Source organism: Pseudomonas sp. A014 (genome assembly GCF_052378495.1).
Lineage (GTDB): Bacteria > Pseudomonadota > Gammaproteobacteria > Pseudomonadales > Pseudomonadaceae > Aquipseudomonas > Aquipseudomonas machongensis.
The window spans coordinates 3,583,540-3,605,891 of the sequence record NZ_CP199001.1; the positions used below are offsets into that span (position 1 = coordinate 3,583,540).

18 protein-coding genes are annotated in these 22,352 nt (G+C 66.3%); 8 read left to right on the forward strand and 10 right to left on the reverse strand.

All coding sequences use genetic code 11. From position 1 onward, the window contains the following. A complete protein-coding gene (locus ACTYOL_RS16425; RefSeq protein WP_444756646.1) occupies positions 1-3,186 on the forward strand; it encodes an efflux RND transporter permease subunit in 3,186 nt (1,061 codons plus the stop codon). A 506-nt stretch (positions 3,187-3,692) separates the two neighbouring features. Here the strand turns inward: ACTYOL_RS16425 and ACTYOL_RS16430 are convergent. From ACTYOL_RS16430 to ACTYOL_RS16475, 10 genes are all read right to left on the reverse strand, one after another. Next, positions 3,693-5,030, reverse strand: coding sequence for a carbohydrate porin (locus tag ACTYOL_RS16430; protein ID WP_444756647.1), 1,338 nt, complete (start codon positions 5,028-5,030; stop codon positions 3,693-3,695). Positions 5,031-5,145: 115 nt separating this feature from the next. Further along, complete coding sequence (locus tag ACTYOL_RS16435; RefSeq protein ID WP_444756648.1) at positions 5,146-5,898, reverse strand: SDR family NAD(P)-dependent oxidoreductase; 753 nt, start codon at positions 5,896-5,898, stop codon at positions 5,146-5,148. Between the two features lie 55 nt (positions 5,899-5,953). After that, positions 5,954-7,405, reverse strand: coding sequence for an NAD-dependent succinate-semialdehyde dehydrogenase (locus ACTYOL_RS16440; protein WP_444756649.1), 1,452 nt, complete (start codon positions 7,403-7,405; stop codon positions 5,954-5,956). A gap of 23 nt (positions 7,406-7,428) precedes the next feature. After that, the gene (locus ACTYOL_RS16445; protein WP_444756650.1) at positions 7,429-8,757 is read right to left on the reverse strand and encodes an MFS transporter; all 1,329 of its coding nucleotides are present in this window, start codon (positions 8,755-8,757) and stop codon (positions 7,429-7,431) included. 42 nt (positions 8,758-8,799) lie between these two features. Then, the gene (locus tag ACTYOL_RS16450) at positions 8,800-9,981 is read right to left on the reverse strand and encodes an acetyl-CoA C-acyltransferase (protein WP_444756651.1); all 1,182 of its coding nucleotides are present in this window, start codon (positions 9,979-9,981) and stop codon (positions 8,800-8,802) included. Beyond that, positions 9,978-12,044, reverse strand: coding sequence for a 3-hydroxyacyl-CoA dehydrogenase NAD-binding domain-containing protein (locus ACTYOL_RS16455; RefSeq protein WP_444756652.1), 2,067 nt, complete (start codon positions 12,042-12,044; stop codon positions 9,978-9,980). The genes ACTYOL_RS16450 and ACTYOL_RS16455 overlap by 4 nt, the downstream gene beginning before the upstream one ends. A 15-nt stretch (positions 12,045-12,059) precedes the next feature. Further along, positions 12,060-12,842, reverse strand: coding sequence for a crotonase/enoyl-CoA hydratase family protein (locus tag ACTYOL_RS16460; RefSeq protein ID WP_444756653.1), 783 nt, complete (start codon positions 12,840-12,842; stop codon positions 12,060-12,062). Continuing rightward, positions 12,839-13,657: an enoyl-CoA hydratase-related protein gene (locus ACTYOL_RS16465; protein WP_444756654.1), complete on the reverse strand. Its 819-nt coding sequence runs from the start codon at positions 13,655-13,657 to the stop codon at positions 12,839-12,841. The genes ACTYOL_RS16460 and ACTYOL_RS16465 overlap by 4 nt, the downstream gene beginning before the upstream one ends. Further along, positions 13,647-14,870: a CaiB/BaiF CoA transferase family protein gene (locus tag ACTYOL_RS16470; protein WP_444756655.1), complete on the reverse strand. Its 1,224-nt coding sequence runs from the start codon at positions 14,868-14,870 to the stop codon at positions 13,647-13,649. The genes ACTYOL_RS16465 and ACTYOL_RS16470 overlap by 11 nt, the downstream gene beginning before the upstream one ends. A gap of 115 nt (positions 14,871-14,985) precedes the next feature. Next, positions 14,986-15,777 (reverse strand): IclR family transcriptional regulator, encoded by a 792-nt coding sequence (locus tag ACTYOL_RS16475; RefSeq protein WP_444756656.1) that lies wholly within the window; start codon positions 15,775-15,777, stop codon positions 14,986-14,988. A gap of 146 nt (positions 15,778-15,923) precedes the next feature. Here ACTYOL_RS16475 and ACTYOL_RS16480 point away from each other — a divergent pair, with 146 nt between their 5' ends. The 7 genes from ACTYOL_RS16480 (at position 15,924) to ACTYOL_RS16510 (ending at position 22,345) form a co-directional block, all read left to right on the forward strand. Then, entirely contained in the window at positions 15,924-17,072 is a 1,149-nt protein-coding gene (locus tag ACTYOL_RS16480; RefSeq protein WP_444756657.1) for an iron-containing alcohol dehydrogenase, read from the forward strand. Then, positions 17,069-17,524: an acyl-CoA thioesterase gene (locus ACTYOL_RS16485; RefSeq protein WP_444756658.1), complete on the forward strand. Its 456-nt coding sequence runs from the start codon at positions 17,069-17,071 to the stop codon at positions 17,522-17,524. Before ACTYOL_RS16480 ends, ACTYOL_RS16485 begins: the two co-directional genes overlap by 4 nt. Positions 17,525-17,666: 142 nt before the next feature. Beyond that, positions 17,667-18,650, forward strand: coding sequence for an aldo/keto reductase (locus tag ACTYOL_RS16490; protein ID WP_444756659.1), 984 nt, complete (start codon positions 17,667-17,669; stop codon positions 18,648-18,650). 118 nt (positions 18,651-18,768) lie between these two features. Continuing rightward, complete coding sequence (locus tag ACTYOL_RS16495) at positions 18,769-19,617, forward strand: oxidoreductase (RefSeq protein ID WP_444756660.1); 849 nt, start codon at positions 18,769-18,771, stop codon at positions 19,615-19,617. A gap of 77 nt (positions 19,618-19,694) precedes the next feature. Continuing rightward, complete coding sequence (locus ACTYOL_RS16500; RefSeq protein WP_444756661.1) at positions 19,695-20,903, forward strand: MFS transporter; 1,209 nt, start codon at positions 19,695-19,697, stop codon at positions 20,901-20,903. 555 nt (positions 20,904-21,458) lie between these two features. Next, the gene (locus ACTYOL_RS16505; RefSeq protein WP_444756662.1) at positions 21,459-21,806 is read left to right on the forward strand and encodes a LysR family transcriptional regulator; all 348 of its coding nucleotides are present in this window, start codon (positions 21,459-21,461) and stop codon (positions 21,804-21,806) included. Between the two features lie 188 nt (positions 21,807-21,994). Continuing rightward, positions 21,995-22,345 carry a LysR substrate-binding domain-containing protein gene (locus tag ACTYOL_RS16510; RefSeq protein ID WP_444756663.1) on the forward strand — a complete coding sequence of 117 codons (351 nt, stop codon included), beginning with the start codon at positions 21,995-21,997 and terminating at the stop codon, positions 22,343-22,345. Positions 22,346-22,352 lie beyond the last annotated feature (7 nt).

Here is a 22,352-nt window from a genome sequence, read left to right on the forward strand (position 1 = left end):
ATGAACCTCTCACGCTTTTTCATCGACCGGCCGATTTTCGCCGGGGTGTTGTCGACACTGATCCTGATTGCTGGTTTGGTAGCGCTGCAAAACCTGCCGGTGGCCGAGTACCCGCAGGTCGTCCCACCAACCGTCATCGTCAACGCACGGTTTCCTGGTGCCAGTCCGGCCGTAATCGCAGAGACTGTGGCCACGCCGATCGAAGAAGCGGTCAACGGCGTTGAGGACATGCTCTACATGAGTAGCCAGTCCACCAGCGACGGCCTGATGACACTGACGGTTACCTTCAAGCTAGGTACCGACCCTGACCTAGCGACGCAGTGGGTCAAGACGCGCGTGGACCAGGCAGAGGCCCGTCTGCCCGAGGACGTACGCCGGCTCGGCGTGACCACTATCAAAAGCACGCCAGACCTCACGTTGACAGTACATCTGTATTCGCCGGATGGTCGCTACGACATGGCCTACCTGCACAACTACGCGCTGCTTCATGTGCGCGACCGCCTGGCGCGCATATCCGGCGTGGGCCAGATCCAGATTCGCGGTGCCGGCGACTATTCCATGCGGGTCTGGCTCGACCCGCAGAAAATCGCAGAGCGCCGCTTGTCGGCCTCTGACGTGACGGCGGCTATCCGCGCCCAGAACGTCCAAGCCGCCGCCGGCATGGTCGGTAGCACGCCCAACCTACCGACTACCGTCAACCAATTACAGCTCAATGTTCAAGGGCGTCTGCGCGACGAACAGGAGTTCGGCGACATCATCGTGCGCACTGCCGCGGACGGCGCGATCACGCGGCTGCGCGACGTTGCCCGCATCGAGATGGGCGCAGCCGAGTACGCCTCGCGGGCCCTGATGGATAACCAGCCCGCGGCGGCATTGTTCGTCTTGCAGGCACCCGGGTCGAATACCGTCCAGATCGGCGAGGATGTGCGCAGCACGATGGAAGAACTCAAGCGCGAGATGCCGGACGGCGTGGACTACCGGATCGTCTTCGATCCCACACAGTTCGTCACCGCCTCAATCGACGCGGTGGTGACCACGCTATTCGAGGCAGTACTGCTCGTTGTCCTGGTCGTGGTCCTGTTCCTGCAAACCTGGCGGGCGTCGATCATCCCCCTGATTGCGGTGCCTGTGTCAATCGTCGGCACATTCGCCGTGATGGCGATTCTCGGCTTCTCGATCAACACGCTGACCCTGTTCGGGCTGGTGCTGTCCATCGGCATCGTAGTGGACGACGCTATCGTTGTGGTCGAGAACATCGAGCGCAACATTGCATCGGGCTTATCACCGAAGGACGCCGCCAACCATGCGATGCGCGAAGTTACCGGGCCGATCATAGCTATTGCCCTAGTACTGACGGCAGTTTTCGTGCCGCTGGCCTTCGCCAGCGGCCTAACCGGCCAGTTCTACCGCCAGTTCGCCCTGACCATTGCCATCTCCACAGTGCTCTCGGCGATCAACTCGCTTACCTTATCGCCAGCTTTGGGAGCGCTGCTGCTCAAGCCTCACGGTGCGCCGAAGGACGCCCTCACACGGATTATGGATAAGCTCTTCGGGCGTTTGTTCGCAGTCTTTAACCGCCTCTTCCATCGAAGCAGCGAGAGTTACGGCCATCGGCTCAGCGGTGTAGTCCGTCACCGCGCCGCGGCGATGGGCATCTACATCTTACTACTCGCGCTGGCCGGTCTACTGTTTAACGTAGTGCCAGGAGGCTTCGTCCCCCCTCAAGATCGCACCTTCCTGATCGCCAGCGCGCAGTTACCCGACGGCGCCACGCTGGACCGCACAGAAACGGTAATCAGGAGGATGAGCGATATCGCGCTGCGCGATCCGGACGTGCGCGCCTCATTGGCCTTCCCCGGACAGTCGATCAACGGCTTGGTCAACAGCAGCAACGCCGGCGTGGCCTACATCAACCTCAAACCGTTCGCCGAGCGTGGCGGCAAGACGCAGACGGCCTCCGCGATCCGTGACCGCCTTAATGCCGAGTTCGCCAAAGTACCGGACGCGCGAATCGTTATCTTCCCGCCACCGCCGGTGCGCGGGCTGGGTTCCACCGGTGGCTTCCGACTGCAGATTGAGGATCGAGGGCCGCTGGGGTACGTGGAACTGGACCGGGCGGTGAAGGCGTTCTTGGCCGAAGCGGCAAAGCAGCCCGAGCTGTCAGGCCTGTTCTCGACCTTCCAAATCAACGTGCCGCAGCTCGATGCCGAGGTCGATCGCGCTAAGGCTCAGCAACTCGGGGTGGCGGTGCCGGACATTTTCTCGACGCTGCAGGTGTATCTGGGGAGCCAGTACGTCAACGACTTCAACCGCTTCGGCCGCACCTATACCGTGCGTGCCCAGGCCGACGCACAGTTCCGCGCCACAGCCGAGAACATCGGCGAACTGCGCGTGCGCTCAGCCAGCGACGAGATGGTACCCCTCTCGGCGTTGTTGCGCGTGCGCCCGAGCGCGGGCCCCGAGAGGGCAATGCGCTACAACGGCTTCCCCACTGCCGATGTCAGCGGCACCGCCGCCACGGGCTATTCGTCCGACCAAGCACGCGCAGCGGTGGAGCGCGTGGCCGCCGAGACCTTGCCGCAGGGCATCGCTTTCGAGTGGACCGACCTGACCTACCAGCAGATCCTCGCCGGCAATGGCTCGTTGTGGATCTTCCCGCTGGCGATATTGCTGGTGTTCCTGGTCCTCGCAGCGCTGTACGAAAGCCTAACTCTGCCGTTGTCGATTATTCTGATCGTACCTCTAAGTGCGATGGCGGCGCTGGCCGGCATCTGGATCACTGGCGGCGACAACAACATCTTCACGCAAATCGGACTGGTGGTGCTGATCGGCCTGTCAGCGAAGAACGCGATCCTGATCGTCGAGTTCGCACGGGAACTTGAACTGGGGGGGCGAACGCCGCTTCAAGCCGCCTTGGAAGCCAGCCGACTGCGACTGCGCCCGATTCTGATGACCTCCTGCGCGTTTATCATGGGCGTGATCCCGTTGATACTATCTAGCGGCGCAGGGTTTGAGATTCGTCGGATTATGGGTATCACCGTCTTCTCCGGCATGCTCGGCGTGACCCTGTTCGGGCTGTTCCTGACGCCTGTGTTCTACGTGCTGCTGCGAGGCCTCGTCGGCAACCGTCCGCTGACCCATCACGGCAGCGCCTTGACCATAGACACACAGCCCACTGCCGGCTGATGACACTCACGAATCACGCCCTTGGCCCAAGCCGGGGCGTGCCTCACTTCCGCGCTATTGGTCTGCACTACGCTTTGAGTGACACCAACCGCTCCGCTTGCTGAATACCATGAACTTCGGGGTTGTCCGGCAGCCATGCTAGGCGATTCCGCCCGGGCCTTAACCGCGAGCGTGTTTTAGGCTGCAGTCGCTGTAGCCTAGCTTCCCAGATGACGAATCGTTGAGCCGTGCTAGTTCTGCCGAATGGCGCGCCGCTTCGCTATGGAATATTGTTTGGCGATTCTGGGCCTATTATCTTTTCCTCTCCGGTTAGCTGCTTTTAGCTGCTAAAGAGCAATCACATGAGCGCCATCGAACCCAAAGTCACCATCGTCACTGGCGCATCCCACGGCATAGGCGCAGCGATCCCGAGCTCCTAGCCCGGGACGGCTGCGCCTCCGTCATAAACCCCTGACATCATTGGCGTCGTCAGATCCAATGAATCCTCGTTACTTGACCTACGCGTCCTACAATTGGGTAATAACCTGCAAGCCCACCACCACGGCATCATCGACCTGGTAGGCGCCGCCAGGGTGCGCCACGTATTGCACGTTGGGCCGCACCGTCAGCCAAGGCGTCAGCTTGAACCCGTAGTGGATCTCCGCGGCATACTCGGCGCTGCGCAAGGGGCGGTAGGCCGGGTCGTGGTAGTCGGTCAGGCCAGCGACTTCATTCTGCAGGCGGATGCGCTTGGCGTAGGCCGGGTTGATGTGCTGCATGCCGATGGCAAGGCCCAGATCGTCTTCCGGACGGCTGGCGAACACCCCGGTGTAGACCATGCCCAACTCGGTCTGGTAGTCCGGGACCGCCATCTGCTTGTCGTTCGCCGAGTAGTGCGCGAAGACGCTCAGGCCACGCCGCGGGTCTTGCTTGTCGGCCGTCAGACGCTGGCGGGCATAGGCATACCAGCCGTGCTTGCCGCGGTCCTGGTCGAGGGGCTGGCCGGTCAGCGGCTGCGGGTTGCCATTGATGTCGTCCAGGGCGTTGGCGATCAGCGCGGTGTTGCGATAGGCGCCGACCTTGTACACGCCCGGCAGGCGGCCATTGTCGAATTTCGGGGTCCAGCCCGCTTCCGCCAGGTAGGTCGTGCCCCGGCGCCCGCTGGTGTTGAGCTTGAAGCCGTTGTTCGGCTCCAGCAGCGTCGGGTTGAACTCATAGGCCCCCACCTGCGCGTAGGTCTCCCCCGTGAAGTTGTATTTCACCCGCCCGCCCCACTGGCTGACCGGCGCGCTGTACCAGACCCCGGCACCATGGCCGCCGAGCGAGCCGCAGAACGTCCAGTTCTGGAACTCGCAGGTGGTGACGTCAAAGTCGTCGCCCACCGGCAGATGACCGAACTTGAGGTCCAGCGCCTTGTCGAGGAAGGTCTGGCGGTAGAACAGCTTGGTCAGGCGCCAGGTCTGGCCGGCACCGTAGATCTCCATGGTCGACGCGGAGATGAAACCGGCCCTGGGATCGGCCACGCGGTCGAGGGTGAGGTCGCGGCCACTGCGCTCGGTGACCACCACCTGGAACTCGGCATCGGGTATGCCCATCAGCTTCTGCAGGTCGAAGCGGCTGCCCAGGTAGAACTGGTGGGCATAGCGCATCGTGCGATCATTGTCGTAGCCGCCGTGCACGTTGGAGCCCAGCTCGAAGATGTAGCCCAGAGTGAACTCGATTCCCTTTTCGCTGAGCGACTGCCGCGTGCCGTCCCAGTCTCCGAGCATCCAGGGGGAATCCTTGGCGAAGGCCTCGGCGGCGAAAGCACCGGGAATCCCGGCGAGGGCCAGGGTGAGGCTGAGGAGTGTCTTGCTTGCGTTCATCGGGGTACCTACCTTTTGTTGTTGTTTTCAAGGCGCAGGAAGCCAGCGGCGATGCCCAGGGGCAGCCGCGGGCGGTTCCGTGGTGACAGCTAGTTCGAGCGGGACGTGCAGGTGGTCAGAGGCAACGGCCTCCATCGACCAACAGGTTCTGCCCGGTCATGAAGCCCGGCGCGTCGGCCACCATCCAGGCGATGGTCTCGGCGATTTCCTGCGCCGAACCAAGGCGGTGCAGGGGGATCTGTGGCAAGTACCGCTGCATCGCCGCCTCCCAACTCTCGCCGGGTTGCAGGAACTTGGCGAACATGGGCGTCTCCAGCGAACCCGGGGCCACCGCATTCACCGTCACGCCGAATTCGGCCAGCTCAAGGGCCAGAGTCTGGGTCAGCGACACGGCCGCTGCCTTAGCCGCGCAGTAGGCGCTCATACCTGGGCGCGCGCGGCTGCCGGCCACCGACGTGACGTTGACGATGCGACCCTGGCGGCGCTCGCGCATGTGCTGGGCAACGGCCTGGCAGGTGTGCACGATGCCCATTACGTTAACGGCGAACTGACGGTTCCAGTCGGCGTCGGTCAGGCTGTCGAAGGGGCGGTTCTCCTGCGGCAGGCCGGCGTTGTTGACCAGCGCGTCGATCTGCCCCCAGCGTTGCACGACCTGCCCTACCACGACCTGCACGGCCTCGACTAGGGTCACGTCCATCGCCACACCGATCGCCATTTCACCGTGCGGGTCCAACTGCTCGGCGGCCTGCCGGGCGCCGTCCGCGTCCAGGTCGCTCAGCACTACTCGGAACCCTTTGCCATACAGGGCCTTGGCGCTCTCCAGGCCGACACCGCTGGCGGCGCCGGTGACTATCACTACCTTGCTCATCGCTAATCTCCGAGGTGGCGACCCTGCGGGTCGTCACGCTGTACTGTGGGGTGGTTCAGCCGCGCACCGGCAGGTGCTGCAAGATCACTTTGCGGCGCAGGTACGCCTCCAGGCCCTCGACGCCGGACTCGTGGCCATGGCCAGAGCCCTTGATGCCGCCGAACGGCGTTTCGGTGCGCGAGAGCACCGTGGTGTTTATGCCGACCATGCCTGCCTCCAGGGCATCGCCCACGCGGGTGGCCCAGTCCAGCGACTCGGTGAAGACGAACGAGCCGAGCCCATAGGGCGTTTCGTTGGCCAGGCGCAGCACCGCGTCCAGATCGCTGAACGCGGCGATCGGCACGATCGGCCCGAATGCTTCCTCGACCATTACCCGCGCATCGGCTGGCACCTGTGACAGCACCGTGGGCGCGTAGAAATACCCATCGCGGGCGATGCGCTGGCCGCCGCAGTGCAGGCGTGCGCCGCGCGCCACGGCGTCGTCGACCAGTCGTTGCATCACCTCCAGCCGGCGCCCATTGGCCAGAGGCCCCATCTCACTGCCAGGCTCGATGCCAGGGCCCACGCGCAGCTGCTCGGCAAAGCGCGTCACGGCCGCGACGAAGGCCGCGCACACCGCCTCGTGCACGTAGAAGCGGCTGGGCACGTTACATACCTGCCCGGCGTTGCGGAACTTGGCCTGGGCGCACAGCTTCGCCACCGCCTCGATGTCCACGTCGGGGCCGACGATCACCGGTGCGTTGCCGCCCAGCTCCATTGTGGTGACCAGATCGTTGTCCACGGCCAGGTGACCGAGCAGGCGCCCCACCGCCAGCGAGCCAGTCAGCGACACCTTGCGGATCACCGGGCTCTGCAACAACTGCGTGGACACCTGTGCGGGAACGCCCAGCACCAGGTTGGCGACCCCGGCCGGCAGCCCGGCGCGCTCCAGGCACTGGAACACCAGCATGGCGCTGGCCGGGGTCTCCTCGGCGGCCTTGAGCACCACGCTGCAGCCGGCCGCCAAGGCGCCGCCCAGCTTGCGCGCGACGGTGGTGGCAGGAAAATTCCACGGCGTGAAGGCGGCGACCGGGCCGATCGGCTCCTGCAGCACCATCAAGCGGGTGCCACTGGCGCCGGGCACGATGCGCCCGTATGCACGGCGCCCCTCCTCCGCATACCAGTCGAGGATGTCGGCGCTGACGCCCAGCTCCGCGCGGGCCTCGGCCAAGGGCTTGCCCTGCTCCAGGCTGAGCCAGGCGGCCGCACGATCGGCCTCGGCACGTAACGCTTCGGCGCCCCGGCGCAGGATACGGTAGCGGCTGTCGGCGCCAGCCTCGCGCCAAGCCGCGGCGCTGCGGCCGGCGGCGACCAGCGCCTCGTCGATGTCGCCGGGCGAGGCATGGCGCAGGCGTGCCAGCGGCTGCTCGGTAGCGGGGTCGAGCACCGACTCCCAACTGTCCGCACGACCTTCACGCCATTGGCCATCGATGAATTGCAAGGGTTGCGGGTAGTTCGACGTGCTCATAACGGTTCTCTCGGATACGCGGTTCATAGGGTGGGCATCGGCCGGTTGGCGGTTTCGCGCACCGTGCACGCCACCAGCAGCGACAGCAACGCCGTGCAGATGAGGATCCACGACGGCGCCAACGGGTTGCCGGTGATGGAGATCAGCAAGGTGGCCAGGTAGGGCGCGCTGCCGCCGGCGGCGATGGCCGACAGGTTGTAGCCCAGACTCAGGCCGCTGGAGCGCACGCGAGCGGGGAACATCTCGCAATAGGCGGCGAGGATCACCCCCAGGTAGGCCGCCTCGATCTGCCCCAGCAGCACCTGGCCGACCACCGCCCCGGCCACGGAGGTCTGCATCAGCAGGAACAGCGGGTAGGCCAGCAGCAGGTTGGCCACGCAGACACCGATCAGCAGTGGGCGCCGCCCGATGCGGTCGGTAATCCCCCCCCAGACGGGCACGGCGACAGCCGCCAGTGCCAGGGTCAAGGTGGTCGACCAAGCGGCGATACCAGGCGGCATGATCCCTTGCTTCTCGAAGTAGGTCGCCAGGTAGGTGAACACCAGGTAGTAGGAGGCGAACGACACCAGCGTCAGGCCGAATACCTTGAACACCGCGCCGGGGTGGCTGCGCAGCGCCGCCAGCGCCGGCACCCGGGCGATCGCGCCGCGCTCTTCGAGCTGCTCGAACTGCTGCGACTCCTCCATGCTGTGGCGCACCCACAGGGCCAGCACGCCCATCGGCAGCGAGACTAGGAACGGGATGCGCCAACCCCAGGCGAGGATGTCCTCGTGGCTCAGGGTCGCATGCAGCAAGGCGACGCTGAGCGAACCGAGCATGGTGCCGATCATGGTGCCCACCTGGGTGGTGCTGGTGAGAAAGCCGCGTCGGTGGTCGGGTGACACTTCGGCCACGTAGGCCCCCGCGCTGCCCAGCTCGCCCCCGGCCGAGATGCCCTGCACGCAGCGCAGCAGGAACAGCAGGATGGGCGCGGCGATGCCGATCTGCAGGTAGCCGGGCAACAGGCCGATCAGGGTGCTGGCGAAGGCCATGCCGATCACCGCGGTGGCCAGCGCCGGCTTGCGCCCGTAGCGGTCGCTGATGTGGCCGATGAGGATGCCGCCCAGGGGGCGGGCGACGAACGCTACGCCAAACACGCCCAGCGTGTAGAGCAACCCGGCGGTGGGGTCCTGGGCCGGGAAGAACACCACCGCTAGGATGGTCGCGAGGAAGGCGTACACACTGAAATCGAAATACTCGATGACGGTGCCGATCGCACCCGCGATCACCACGCGACGGGTGTGGCGGGGGGAATGGCTCGCGCTTGCCACCATGGACGGGTCTTCCAGCAGTTGAGTGGAGGTAGTCGTCATTTGCAGGTTCTCGTTGTTGTTATTCTGAATCGGGAGAGAGGGTCAGGCCACTTCGAACAGGCCCGCCGCCCCCATGCCCCCACCAATGCACAGGGTCACCACGACGAAGCGTGCGCCACGCCGTCGACCCTCCAGCAACGCATGACCGGCCAGACGCGCCCCCGACATGCCATAGGGGTGTCCGAGCGCGATGGCCCCTCCATTGACGTTCACACGCGTTTCGTCGATGCCCAGGCGCTCCAGGCAATACAACGCCTGGACCGCGAAGGCTTCGTTGATTTCCCACAGGTCGATGTCGGCCACCGTCAGCCCGTGGCGGCGCAGCAGCTTGGGCACGGCGAACACCGGGCCGATCCCCATCTCGTCGGGCTCGCAGCCCACCACGGCGAAGCCGCGCACGATGCCCAGCGGCGCCAGGTTGCGGCGCTCGGCCAGGCGCGCGTCCATCAGCACGCAGGCACTGGCGCCGTCGGACAACTGGCTGGCATTGCCCGCGGTGACCACGCCCCCTTCGATGACCGGCGCCAGGCCGGCCAGGCGCTCGGCCGTGGTGCCGGCGCGCAGGCCCTCGTCGATGTCGAGCAGGTGCGATTGCAGGCTGCGTTCACCGGTGGCGTTGTCCAGCACGAGGCGCTCGACCTGCATCGGCACGCGCTCTTCGGCAAAGCGGCCAGCGGCCTGGGCCGCGACGGCGCGCTGCTGGCTGAGCGCCGCGAACAGGTCCTGGCGCTCGCGGCTGATGCCATAACGGCGCGCCACCACCTCGGCGGTCTCGATCATGCTGAGGAAGATCGAAGGCTTGTGCGCCTTCAACCAGGGGTCCTCGGCCATGTAGTGGTTCATGTGCTCGTTCTGCACGCAGGACAGGCTGTCCAGCCCGCCTGCCACCAGGGTCGCGCATTCACCCGTGGCGATGCGCTGGGCCGCCAGGGCGATGCTTTGCAGCCCCGAGGCGCACAGGCGGTTGAGCGTCAGCCCGGCGGTGGTGACGGGCAGCCCGGCGCGCAGCGCGACCTGCCGGGCGATGTTCTCGCCGGCGCTGCCTTCGGGGCGGCCGCAGCCCATCAACACGTCTTCGATTTCATCCGGCGCCACACCGGCGCGCGACACGGCATGGCGCACCGCATGGCCACCCAGGCTCGCCGCATGGGTGGCGTTCAGCGAGCCACGGTAGGCTTTGCCGATCGGCGTACGCGCGGTCGACAGGATCACGACGTCATTCATTGCGGCTGCTCCTCTTGCTTCACCCATTGCCCCAGCGGGCGCCCGCTCGCGGCCAGCTCGACCAGCAACGGCGGCGGCGCCCAGAAACCGGGCTCGGCGTGCCCGGCATAGGCCCGCAAGCCCGCGACCACGCTGTCGAGCCTCCACTGGTCGGCCTGGAACAGCGGGCCGCCACGCCAACGCGGGAAGCCGTAGCCATTGATGAACACGGCGTCCACGTCACTGGCCCGGCGGGCGATGCCCGCTTGCAGCAGGCGGGCTCCCTCGACGATCAAGGCCTGCACGCAGCGCCGCACGATGGCCTGGTCGTCGAAGGCCTGGGGCACCAGCCCCTGCTCATGGCGCCAGGCGACGATCAGCGCCTGGATTTCCTCATCCACCAGCGCCTCACGGCCCTGGTAGCGGTAGATGCCGGCCCCACCCTTGAGCCCCACCCGCCCGCTGGCGCTGACCGCATCGAGCCAGCCGGCCCAGGGTTGGTCAGGGTAGTCGTCGCGCCAGCGCTGGCGGATCATCAGGCCCACGTCCAGGCCTGCCAGGTCCGCCACGCGGAACGGCCCCATGGCGAAGCCCCAGGCCTGCATGGCCTGGTCGACCTGCTGCGGCGTGGCGCCTTCGGCGACCAGTTGCGAAGCCTGGCGCAAGTACTGGTGCCACATGCGGTTGCCGATGAAACCGTCGCACACCCCCGCTACCACCCCGACCTTGCCCATCCTGCGCGCCAGCACCTGGGCGCTGCGCAGCACGGCGTCGCTGGTGGCCCGGCCACGGACGATTTCCAGCAGGCGCATGACCGGCGCCGGGCTGAAGAAATGCAGGCCCAGAACGTCGCCAGGGCGTTGGGTGAACGCGGCGATACGGTCGATGTCCAGCGTCGAGGTGTTGCTGGCCAGCACGGCCCCCGGCCGGGCCACGCGGTCGAGCTGTTCGAACACCGCCTGTTTGATATCCAGGCGCTCGAACACCGCTTCGATCAGCAGGTCGCAATCGGCCAGGTCGGCATAGTCGGTGGTCGGCCATAGGCTGTGCAGCCGGGCCTGCACCTGGTCGGCCGACAGACGGCCCTTGGCCTGCTGGCGCCGGTAATGCTCGGTGATCGTGTCCATGCCGCCTTGCACCGCCGCCTCGCGCACATCCAGCAAGCGCACTTCAAGGCCGGCATCGAGCAGGCAGATGGCGATGCCGCTGCCCATGGTGCCGGCACCGATCACTGCGGCCCGGCGCAGTTCGCGGGGCGCGGCGGCGGAAACAGCGGCCGCGGCCTGGCGTTCGGCGAAAAAGGCGTGGCGCAGGGCCGCCGACTCCGGCGTTCGCACAAGCGCGGCGAAGGCGGCTTGCTCCTCGGCCAAGCCCTCGGCCAACGGCAACCGGGCGCTGGCCTCGACGCACTGGCGCGCCGCCGCCAGGGCCGGCCCGGCATGCGTGCCCAGCGGGTCGCCCAGGGCCTGCTCGGCCACTTCACGCTCGGCCATCGGCAGTGTTCGGTGGCCCTGGGCCAGGTAGTCTTGCAGCCAAGCCAGCGCGTTCTCGACCAGCGGCGCCGGCAAACAGGCCTCGGCCAAGCCGAGGCGCACGGCCTCAGCAGCGCCCAGGCTGCGGCCACTGATGATCAACTCATGGGCCGTGGCCATGCCGACCAGCCGCGGCAGGCGCTGCGTGCCGCCCGCGCCGGGGATCAGGCCGAGCTTGATCTCCGGCAGGCCGAGGCTGGCGCCCTCGCCGACCACCCGCAGGTGGCAGCCCAACGCCAGCTCCAGGCCGCCGCCCAGGGCATGGCCCTCGATGGCCGCCAGCACCGGCAGGCGCGAACCCTCGATGCGCTGGATCAATTCGCCCAGCCCGGGCGACACCTGCGCGCCGTCGAATTCAGTGATGTCTGCGCCGGCGGAAAACGCCCGTGAAGTGGCCCCGTGCAAGACGATGCCGCGCACCGCGGGGTCGCCCTCGGCACGCGCCAGCGCCGCCATCAAGGCTTGGCGCAGCGCCCCGCCCAGGGTGTTGAGCGGCGGGTGGTCCAGCGCGATGCAGGCGACCCCGTCGCGCACGCTGAAGTTGATACTCATGACAGCTCTCCCCTCTCAGCCAATGCGCTTGACGATGTGCTCGACGCACGCGCGGTGATCATCGGTGGCGTGGGCCAGGGCCTGGTAGGCGGCGGACATCTCCAGGATCGACTCCAGGCGTGAATGCGCCGACTCGCGCATCAGGCGCTTGGCCATGCGCAGTGCATGGGGCGGGTTGGCGGCGACCCGCGCGGCCAAGGCCAGGGCCTCGTCGCGCAGCTGTTCGCCCGGCACCACCTTCGACACCAGGCCGTAGGCCAGCGCCGTCTGGGCATCGATGGTGTCCCCGGTAAAGGTCATTTCCGCCGCGCGGGCCTGACCGATGATGCGCTGCAGCAGCCAGGCGCCGCCGTCGCCGGGGATGATCCCGACCTTGACGAAGCTCTCGGCGAACACCGCGCGCTCGCTGCACACCCGGAGGTCGCACAGGCAGGCGAGGTCCAGGCCCGCGCCAATGGCCGCGCCATTGACGGCGGCGATGGTCGGCACCTCCAGGTTGTGCAGGGCCAGCACCATGCGGTGGATACCCTCCTGGTAGCGGTAGCGCTCCTCGATGGCTTGCTCGGTGCGTTCGCGCACACGCTGCAGCATCAGCTTCACATCGCCACCGGCGCAGAAGGCCTTGCCGGCGCCGGTCAGGATCGCCACGCGGATCGAACGGTCGACCTGGATCCGCCGACAGGCCCGCTCCAGGGCTTCGAACTGCTCGGGCCCGCTCAGGGCGTTGCGTGTATCGGGGGCATCGAGGGTCAGGATGGCCACGCCGCCCTGCTGCTCGAACTGGATGAACTCACTCATGATTCGCTTCCTGGAAAACGCGGCGCGCGCTTTTCGCGGAAGGCCGCCAGGCCCTCCTGGTGATCGGCGCTGCGGCGCGCGGCCTGCAAGGCCTGGTCGCTGTCGACGATGGTGCTCAGCAGGTCGTGCTGCAACGCTTGCCAGCACTGGCGCTTGATCACCCGCAATGAGCGCGGTGAGCACTGCTCGGCGAGGTCGCGCAGGTATCGCTGAGCCTGCGGGTGAAAGTCATCGGCCTCGTACAGCTGGTCGATCAGCCCCAGGCGCTGCCCTTCGCTGGCCGCGAAGAGCCGCCCGCTGAGCAACAACTCGCGCGCGGCGCCGGCACCGACCAGGTGCGGCAGCCACCCGGCGATCCCGTACTCGGCCACCAACCCGACACGGCTGTAGGTGAAGCCGAGCTTGGCCTCAGGCGTGGCCAGGCGGATGTCGCAGAAGCTGGCCAGCACCAGGCCCACGCCGACCGCCGCGCCATTGAGCAGCGCCACCACGGGCTTGCCGGCCTCGATCAAGTAGCCGAAGCGAAAATCGGCCAGGCGCTGCGGTTGCAGGGCATACGGCAGCGCCTGCGCCGCTGGCGGCGGGCCGGACAGGTCGGCGCCGGAGCAGAACCCCTGCCCCGCGCCGGTGATGCCGATCACCTTGCAGCGCGGGTCGGCGTCCGCCTGGCGCACGTATTCACGCAGGCGGGCATCCATGTCGGCGGTCAGCGCATTGCGGCGCTCGGGGCGGTTCAAGGTGATCAGCGCCACCCCTGCCTCGAGGTGGTAGAGCACCGTTTCGTCCGGCGTGCCCTGCGGATGCTCAACGGCCATGGCGCTTGCGCTCCCGCAGCACCACCTGCTGGTCCTGCAACGCCTGGATCTGCTCAGCCGAGAAACCGGCTTCGCTGAGGATCTGCTCGGCGTGCTGCGCATACTCAGGGGGCGCACTGCGCACCTGCCCCGGCGTGCGCGAGAGCTTCACCGGGATGCCCGTGCCACGGTAGTCCCCCAGCTCCACCACCATCTGCCGATGCAGGGTATGCGGATGGCTCAGGGCCTGGTCCACGCGCTGCACGGCGCCGGCGCCGATCCCGGCATCCATCAGCTTGCGGGCGATTTCCTCGCCTTCGTAGTTGAGCAACTGGCGCTCCATGGCCTCGGTCAAGGCGCGGCGGTTGACGATGCGCAGGGCGTTGCTGGCGAAGCGTTCGTCCTCGGCCATCTCCGGCAAACCCAGCACATGGCACAGGCGGCGGAACTGGTTGTCGTTGCCCACCGTGATCAGCACCGGCTGGCCACGCGTGGCGAACAGGCTGTAGGGCGAGATGCTCGGGTGTTCGTTGCCGCTCAGGCCCGGCACCTTGCCGGACATGAACCAGTTCGGCGCATGCGGGTGCAACAGGCTGATGCCGGTGTCGTAGAGGGTCAGGTCGATATGCTGGCCCTTGCCGGAACGGTGGCGCTCATGCAGGGCCAGGAGAATGCCGATCACCGCATTCGCCCCGGTCGCCATGTCGATCACCGGCATGCCCACCCGCAGCGGCCCGCTGGCGGCAGAACCGTTGACCGACACCAGCCCGGCCCAGGCCTGCGCCATCAGGTCGTACCCTGGGTAGCCACCGAAGGGGCCATCGACGCCGAAGCCGGTGACGGTGGCGTGGATCAGCCCTTCGAAACGCTTGGCCAGCACGTCGTAACCCAGGCCCCATTTCTCCAGGGTGCCGGGCTTGAAGTTGTCAATGAGCACGTCGGCCCCCTCCAGCAACCGCAGCAGCACGTCGCGCCCCTCGTCGCAGGCCAGGTCGAGGGCCAGGGCGCGCTTGTTGCGGTTGACGTTGAGGAAGTAGGCCGAGGCATCGCCCTGGAAGGGCGGCCCCCATTCACGGGTCTCGTCGCCCAGCGGGGGCTCCACCTTGATGACGTCGGCGCCATGGTCGGCCAGGATCTGCCCCGCCAGGGGCCCTCCCAGGACACGGGAGAGGTCGATGACCCGAAGGCCTTCGAGCGCGCCGGTAGGGGTGCGGGCCGTTGCTGCAGTACTCATATGGGTTCTCCAATGGCTCTTCTTGTCGCAGCCCCGGGACGGAGGGGCTGCCTTGTGAGCCGATTATGAGAATGGTCTCGAACAACGGCGACCGGCCAATTCCATCTAGTGGAACTCAGTCCTCCACGACGAGCCGCGCCAGCGCCTCGGTGACGCGTGCCAGCAGCGTGCGCAGCAGCGGCACCAAACGCTTCTCCAACTCGGGCCGGGTGTAGTCCTGGCTGGCGAAACTGATGTTGAACACGAAGGTGGGCCCGTTGGCCAGGCGCAGCGGCACCGCGATCGAGGTGATGCCGACTTGCCAGGCGGCAATGCAGAAGCCCTCGCGGGCCAGCATGGCCAAGGCTTCGTCGATTTCCTGCTTGACCGCCTTCCAGTTGCTGGGGTGGCGGCGGCTGAGTTCGGCCAGCAAGGCGCGCCGCTCGGCCGCCGGCAGGGTGGACAGGTAGGCGCGGCCCAGCGACGTCAGCTCGATGGGCACGCGCGAACCGCTGGTGACGTGGCGGAACAAGCCACTGCGGTTTCGCCGCACCGACTCCAGGTAGACCATGTCCGTCTGGTCGGCCATGGCCAACCCGACGTTGATGCGGTGCCCTTCGGCGATTTCCTGCATCAGCGGCAGGGCGATGTGCAGCACCTGCGAATCCAGGCGCAAGGCGTGGGCCAGGCTCAGCACGGGCGGGCCGAGGCGGTAGGCCTTGCGGGCGAAGTCGTAGTCGAGGAAGCCACACTCCACCAGGGTCTGGGTCAGGCGGCTGACCGTGGAGCGGGCAAGCCCGGTGGCCTCGGCGATGTCGGCGTTGCCAAGGGCCGACACCCCGGGGCGAAAGGCGCGCAGGATCAACAAGGCGCGCTCCACGGAACGGTTGCTGGGTGAGTGGCGTTCATAGGCGGGTGCGGCGGTCATGGCGGGGGTTCCTCACGCGTCGGTGGCGGCAGCATATTCCACCTGTTGGAATTGCTCGATGTCTGTCATCCGCAGCGCTGACCATACTGCCAGGACCCATCGACCCGCAAAGGGTCCCTCCTCGCTCAATTCATGGAGCCTGTGGCATGTCCTATACCTTCCAGACTGTTCCCTCCCTGCTCGTCGAACCCGGCGGCGTCGATCGCCTCGGCGAGCTGGTCGCCCGGCGCGGGTTGACGCGTGTGCTGCTGGTGTCCGACGCCGGCCTGCATGCGCTGGGCCTACTTGATGGCGCATTGTCGAGCCTGGCCGCCCAAGGTGTGCGGGTGGAGCTGTTCTGCGATGTCGAAGCCGACCCCAGCGCGGCGACCGTGCTGGCCGCAACCCAACGGGCGCGTGCCTTGCAGCTGCAAGGCGTGATCGGCCTGGGGGGCGGCAGCCCGATGGATGTGGCCAAGCTGTGCGCCCTGCTCGCCGCCGGTGAGCAGACGCTGGAACAGGTGTATGGCGTCAACCAGGCGCAGGGCAGCCGCCTGCCGCTGATCCTGATTCCCACCACGGCCGGCACTGGCTCGGAAGTGACCCCAGTGGCCATCGTCACCACCGGTGACGGCGAGAAGAAGGGCGTGGTGGCGCCGCAGTTGCTGCCGGACCAGGCCCTGCTCGACGCCCACCTGACGCTGGGCCTGCCACGCTCGATCAGCGCCGCGACGGGCATCGACGCCATGGTGCACGCCATCGAAGCGTTCACCAGCGCCCGCCTGAAGAACCCGATCTCCGACTGCCTGGCGCTGGAGGCGCTGCGCCACCTGGCCGGCAACCTGGAGCGCGTGTGCAACCAGGGTGACGACGTGCCGGCGCGCCAGGCCATGCTGCTGGGCTCGACCCTGGCCGGCATGGCGTTCGCCAATGCGCCAGTGGGCGCCGTGCATGCCCTGGCCTACCCGGTCGGCGCGCTGTTCCATGTGCCGCACGGGCTGTCCAATTCACTGGTGCTGCCCGCGGTGCTGCGCTTCAACCTCGAGGCGGCGCTGCCGCTCTACGCGCAACTGGCACAGGCGGTGCTGCCGGGCGTCGGGCGCGACCAACGTGCCCAAGCCCAGGCGCTGCTCGACTGGCTCGGCGCATTGCCCGGCACCCTCGGCCTGCCCACCCGCCTGAGCGAAGTCGGTATCGGCGCGGGCGATATCGAGCGCCTGGCCGAAGATGCGATGAAGCAAACGCGCCTGCTGGTCAACAACCCCCGCCCGCTCACCCTGGACGATGCCAAGGCCCTGTACCGGGAGGTGCTATGAGCACGCGCGCCAGCCACGAGACCCGCGACCGCTATGCGCTGTTGCAAAGCATGGCGACACGCTGGATGGACAACGACCAGTACGGCCACCTGAACAACGTCGTGTACCACGCGCTGTTCGACAGCGCGGTGAATGCCTACCTGATCGACAGCGGCGCGCTGCGACCGGGCGCCGAGGATGTCGAAATGCTCGGCCTGGTGGTGGAAAGCCATTGCCAGTACCAGGCACCGGCGGGGTTCCCGCGCCCCATGGAAATCGGTTTGCGCGTAGGGCACGTGGGCAACAGCAGCGTGCGCTATGAGTTCGCCGCCTTTATCGAGGGGCACGAGCAGGCCTGCGCGCTAGGGTACTACGTGCATGTTTACGTCGACCCCTTGTACCGTCGGCCATTGCTGCACCTACCCGCAGCTTTGCGTGATGCCTTGCGGCGGCTGGAAGTGACGGCGGGTTGACCCTGGCGATGTAGTACACGATCAGCCCGATCTTTAAGCCGTACTTCAAAGAGCTTGCCGCATTTCGGCCTTATCGCGCGCGTGCAAGAGCAATACCTTGAACTCGATACACACTTGCGATCTACGATCAGGAACCCACTCCATGCACTACGTGAAATTCGGTTCGACCGGCCTTGACGTTTCCCGTCTCGTCCTTGGCTGTATGAGCTTTGGCGAGGCCCAGCGTGGCGCCCATGCCTGGACCCTCGCCGAAGCACCCAGCCGCGCCTTGATCCGCCAGGCCCTGGAAGCCGGAATCAACTTCTTCGACACGGCCAACAGCTATTCGGACGGCACCTCGGAAGAGATCGTCGGCCGGGCCCTGCGCGACTTCGCCCGGCGCGAGGAGGTGGTGATCGCCACCAAGGTCTTCAACCGCATGCGCCCGGGGCCCAACGGCGGGGGCCTGTCGCGCAAGGCCATCCTCGGCGAGATCGACAACAGCCTGCGGCGCCTGGGCACCGACTACGTCGACCTCTACCAGATCCATCGCTGGGACGAGCGAACCCCCATCGAGGAAACGCTGCAGGCCCTGCACGACGTGGTCAAGGCCGGCAAGGCCCGCTACATCGGCGCCTCGTCGATGGCCGCGTGGCAGTTCAGCAAGGCCCTCTACACCGCCCGGCTCAACGGCTGGACACCCTTCGCCAGCATGCAAAACCACCTCAACCTGCTGTACCGCGAGGAAGAGCGCGAGATGCTGCCGCTGTGCAGGGACCAAGGCGTCGCGGTGATGCCCTGGAGCCCGCTGGCCCGGGGTCGGTTGGCCCGGCCCTGGAATGAAAGCACCGAGCGCTCGCAGACCGATGCCTTCGGCAAGACGCTGTATGTGGAAACCGACGCGCAGATCGTCGAGCAGACCCGGCAGATCGCCGAGCGGCGCGGCATACCCCAGGCCCAAGTGGCCCTGGCCTGGCTGCTTGAGCAGCCCGGCGTCACCAGCCCGATCATCGGCGCCACCCGACCCGAGCACCTGAGCGACGCCATCGCGGCCCTGGAGGTGAGCCTGGACGCGCAGGAGAAGGCGCTTCTGGAGCAACCCTACGTGCCGCACCAGGTGTCCGGGCACAGCCTGCCCGCACGGTGAACCGCTGAGCGGCGCGCGATCATGAAGCATTGCTTCATACCGCATCTTCGACAAAGCGGATTATCAGAACAATCGCGTGCCTCTACCGTAGTGACTTTCCCTAATCGAGGAACACCTCATGTCAAACGCTCCCAAGACGTGGTTCATCACCGGTGTCAGCAGCGGCTTCGGCCGCGAGCTGGCCCTGCAAGTGCTGGCCAGCGGCAACCGGGTTGTCGGTACGCTGCGCAACGAAACCCAGCGCAGTGCGTTCAATGAGCTGCACAGCGAGCTGGCCCATGGCGTGCTGCTAGATGTCACCGACGAAGCCGCGATCACCCGGGTAGTCGGCGAAGTCACCGAGACGTTCGGCGCCATCGATGTGCTGGTGAACAACGCCGGCTACGGCGTGGAAGGCGCGATCGAGGAGGTAAGCCTGGCCCAGGCGCGCCACCAGTTCGAAGTGAACTTCTTCGGCGCCATGGCGATGATCCACGCGGTGCTGCCCAGCATGCGCCGACGGCGCGCGGGGCACATCGTCAACATCACCTCCACCGGAGGGCTGATCACCTTCCCAGGCCTAGGCGTGTACAACGCCAGCAAGCATGCCCTGGAAGGCCTGACGGATGCGCTGTACCAGGAGGTCGCGCCGCTGGGCATCAAGGTCATCGCCATCGAACCGGGCCCATTCCGCACCCTGTGGGCCGGCGCCTCGATGGCCCACGTGGACAACATCATCGACGACTACCTACCGACCGCAGGCGCCATGCGCGCCTCCCTGGCCCAGCGCAACGGTCGTCAACCTGGCGACCCTGTCCGCGCCGCCGCGGCGATCATGCAGGTGGTCAACAGCGACAACCCGCCCCGCCGCCTGCTGTTGGGCCAGGTGGGCTTCAAGCAGGTCGGGGAAGCCATGGCCGCGCGCCAGGCAGAAATCATCCGCTGGGCCGATGTATCGATCGGTGCGGACTTCCCGCCTGGCGAGTGATCGCCTGGCGCACGTTTCGCACGACACCCCAGGGTGGCGCGGTCATGCCGCGCCACTTTTCGTTCAGGAGTAGCGCAATGCCCTCGTCGTTTCACACCGAGCCTTCCCGCCGCCAGGGCAACCTGGCGCTGCTCGCCCTGGCCCTTGGCAGTTTCGCCATCGGCACCTCGGAATTCGCCAGCATGGGCATCCTGCAGTTGTTCGCCTCGACACTGGGTATCGACGTACCCACAGCGACCCATGCCATCACCGCCTATGCACTGGGCGTGGTGATCGGCGCCCCACTCATTACCCTAATGGCGGCGCGCCTGAACAGACGCACGCTGCTGCTGTGCCTGATGGTGCTGTTCACGGTCGGCAACCTGCTGTCTTCACAGGCCAGCGACATCGTTCAACTGATCGCCGCGCGCTTCATCACCGGCCTGGCACAGGGCGCCTATTTCGGTGCGGGCGCTGTGGTGGCCAGCCATATCGTCGGCGGCGAGCGCGCCGGCAAGGCGTTCTCGCTGGTGGTCTCTGGCCTGACCATCGCCATGATCGTCGGCTCGCCGCTGGTGACATTCCTCGGCCAGCACCTGGGCTGGCGCAGCACCTACCTGTGCGTGACAGCCCTCGGTGCCCTCGCCCTGCTGGCGCTGTGGGCCTGGACACCGAAGAGCGGCGCGCTGCGTGGCAACCCAGTGATGCGTGAGTTCGCTGCTTTGGCGCACGTCCAGGTGTGGATGATGATGGCCGTGGCGGCCCTGACCGTGGCGAGCATCTTCGCGGTCTACACCTTCATCGGGCCTTGGGTGACCGATAGCGCCGGCTTGCCCGCGAACCAGGTCCCGCTAGCCCTGGCACTGTTCGGCCTGGGCATGGCGCTGGGCAACATCATCGGTGGCCGCCTGGCCGATCGCTACCCCTACCGAGGCATGCTGCTGGGCTTCGGGCTGGCACTGCTGGTGCTGGTGACGCTGGCCCTGGTAGGCCGGCACCCCGCCGTGCTGATGCTCGCGCTGTTCGGCGTGGGTTTGACCACGATGATGGCCATTCCCACCATTCAAGTGCGCTTGGTGCGCCTGGCGCCGGGCGCACCCACGCTGATGGGCGCGATGAACATGGCCTCGCTGAACCTGGCGAACGCCCTGGGCGCCTGGGCGGGCGGCATGAGCCTCGCGGCTGGCTACGGCCTGCCATCGACCTCTTGGGCGGGCGTTGCATTGACCGCTTCGGGCCTGCTACTGTTCGCCGTCGGCGTTCGCCGTGTACCCGCCACGACAGCGCCTGCGACTGCCCAGGGCTGACTTAGGCCCGGAGGCTGCGTGCCTTGGCGAAGGCATCACAGACCCCGATCATCTGGGCCGACCTCCTGACCATCTCTCACCAGGGCATCGGTGCGGCCCTTCAGACAAATTGTCTGACACTGCTGCACTACCGCAGGACTTGCTGCCAGCCCTGGCGAACATGTCGCTGGACACATTGTGCCAGCCAGTGCCTGGGGCAGCCCATCACGAGCCTAAGTTTGCCGGAGACACTGCTCCCAAAAAAGTCATCTACTGAAACCACCACCGGATCTTGCCCGCACTGGTGTCTACTATTGAACTTTTGGCTGTGTTTTGAAATTTTTCAACGCCTGTGAGATCTAGCGCCGTTTTGGGTGGCGATCGATTTAGGTTCACCTCAGAACCAAAGACAATCGCCTACCCTCCCCCCTATCTCCCGATAGACAAAGTGCAGCCCCCTCCCAACATTGCGTAAAAACCCATATTTTCGGTAGTAGGGGGCTCGTTGGGGAGACTAAGTAACACTTCATAACAGACGCGCTAAGAGAGTGTTCTTCCTAAGCTGAGGCCGCAGGTATGCGACAGGATAAACTCGATGGTCTTCCTGGCTGCAGCGCATACCAACGCGGTTTCTCCTCGGCCGGCGTGCAACTGGGAATTTCACCCTCGGCGGTGAGCCAATCCATCCGCCAACTGGAACGAGGTCTGGGACTCACTCTCTTCCACCGCACCACACGCAGTGTCTCACTGACCGACATCGGCGCACGCTACCTTGAGCGCGTGGCACCTGCATTGCATCTACTGACCCAAGCGGCGGCCGACTTAGCCGATGAGAACAGCGCCCCCAGTGGGGCACTGAGGATCACCTTTTCACGCTCGGCCTCACTGATCGTCCTGCAACCTGTGCTACCCAGTTTTCTGTAGCACTATCCGAACGTACGCCTGGAGTTGACCTCGGACAACGCCCTGGTGGATATCGTGGCACCCGGCTACGACTCGGGAATCCGCTTCGGTAATCTGGTGAAAATGGACATAGTCGGTGTTCCTGTAGGGCCGAGGCTGTCGGCGCACGTCCTGGCCAGTCCAACTTACCTCGCCCGCCCTGGCAGGAGTTGCACAAGAACGCAAGCTCCGGCATGGTCGATAGGTGGCAATTTGCAAAAGGTGATGAGACACTCGAGCTGGAACCCACAGGCCAGCTTGTCGTCAACGACGCTAGCACACTGGTGCACGCGGCGCTGGATGGTATGGGGATCGTGTATATGATCAATGGCTACGTAGAGCCGTTGATCGCCGCCGGTCGGCTGGTGCGTTTGCTGCCCGACTGGAGCCCGGAAATGTCGGGATTCACCCTCTACTACCCTGATCGCAATCGCGCCCCGCGCCCGTTGCGTGCACTGATCCACTGTATTCTAGCGGCTAGGGAAACACATCGTACCATCGAGAATCCGTTATTATCCTGAAGTCCCA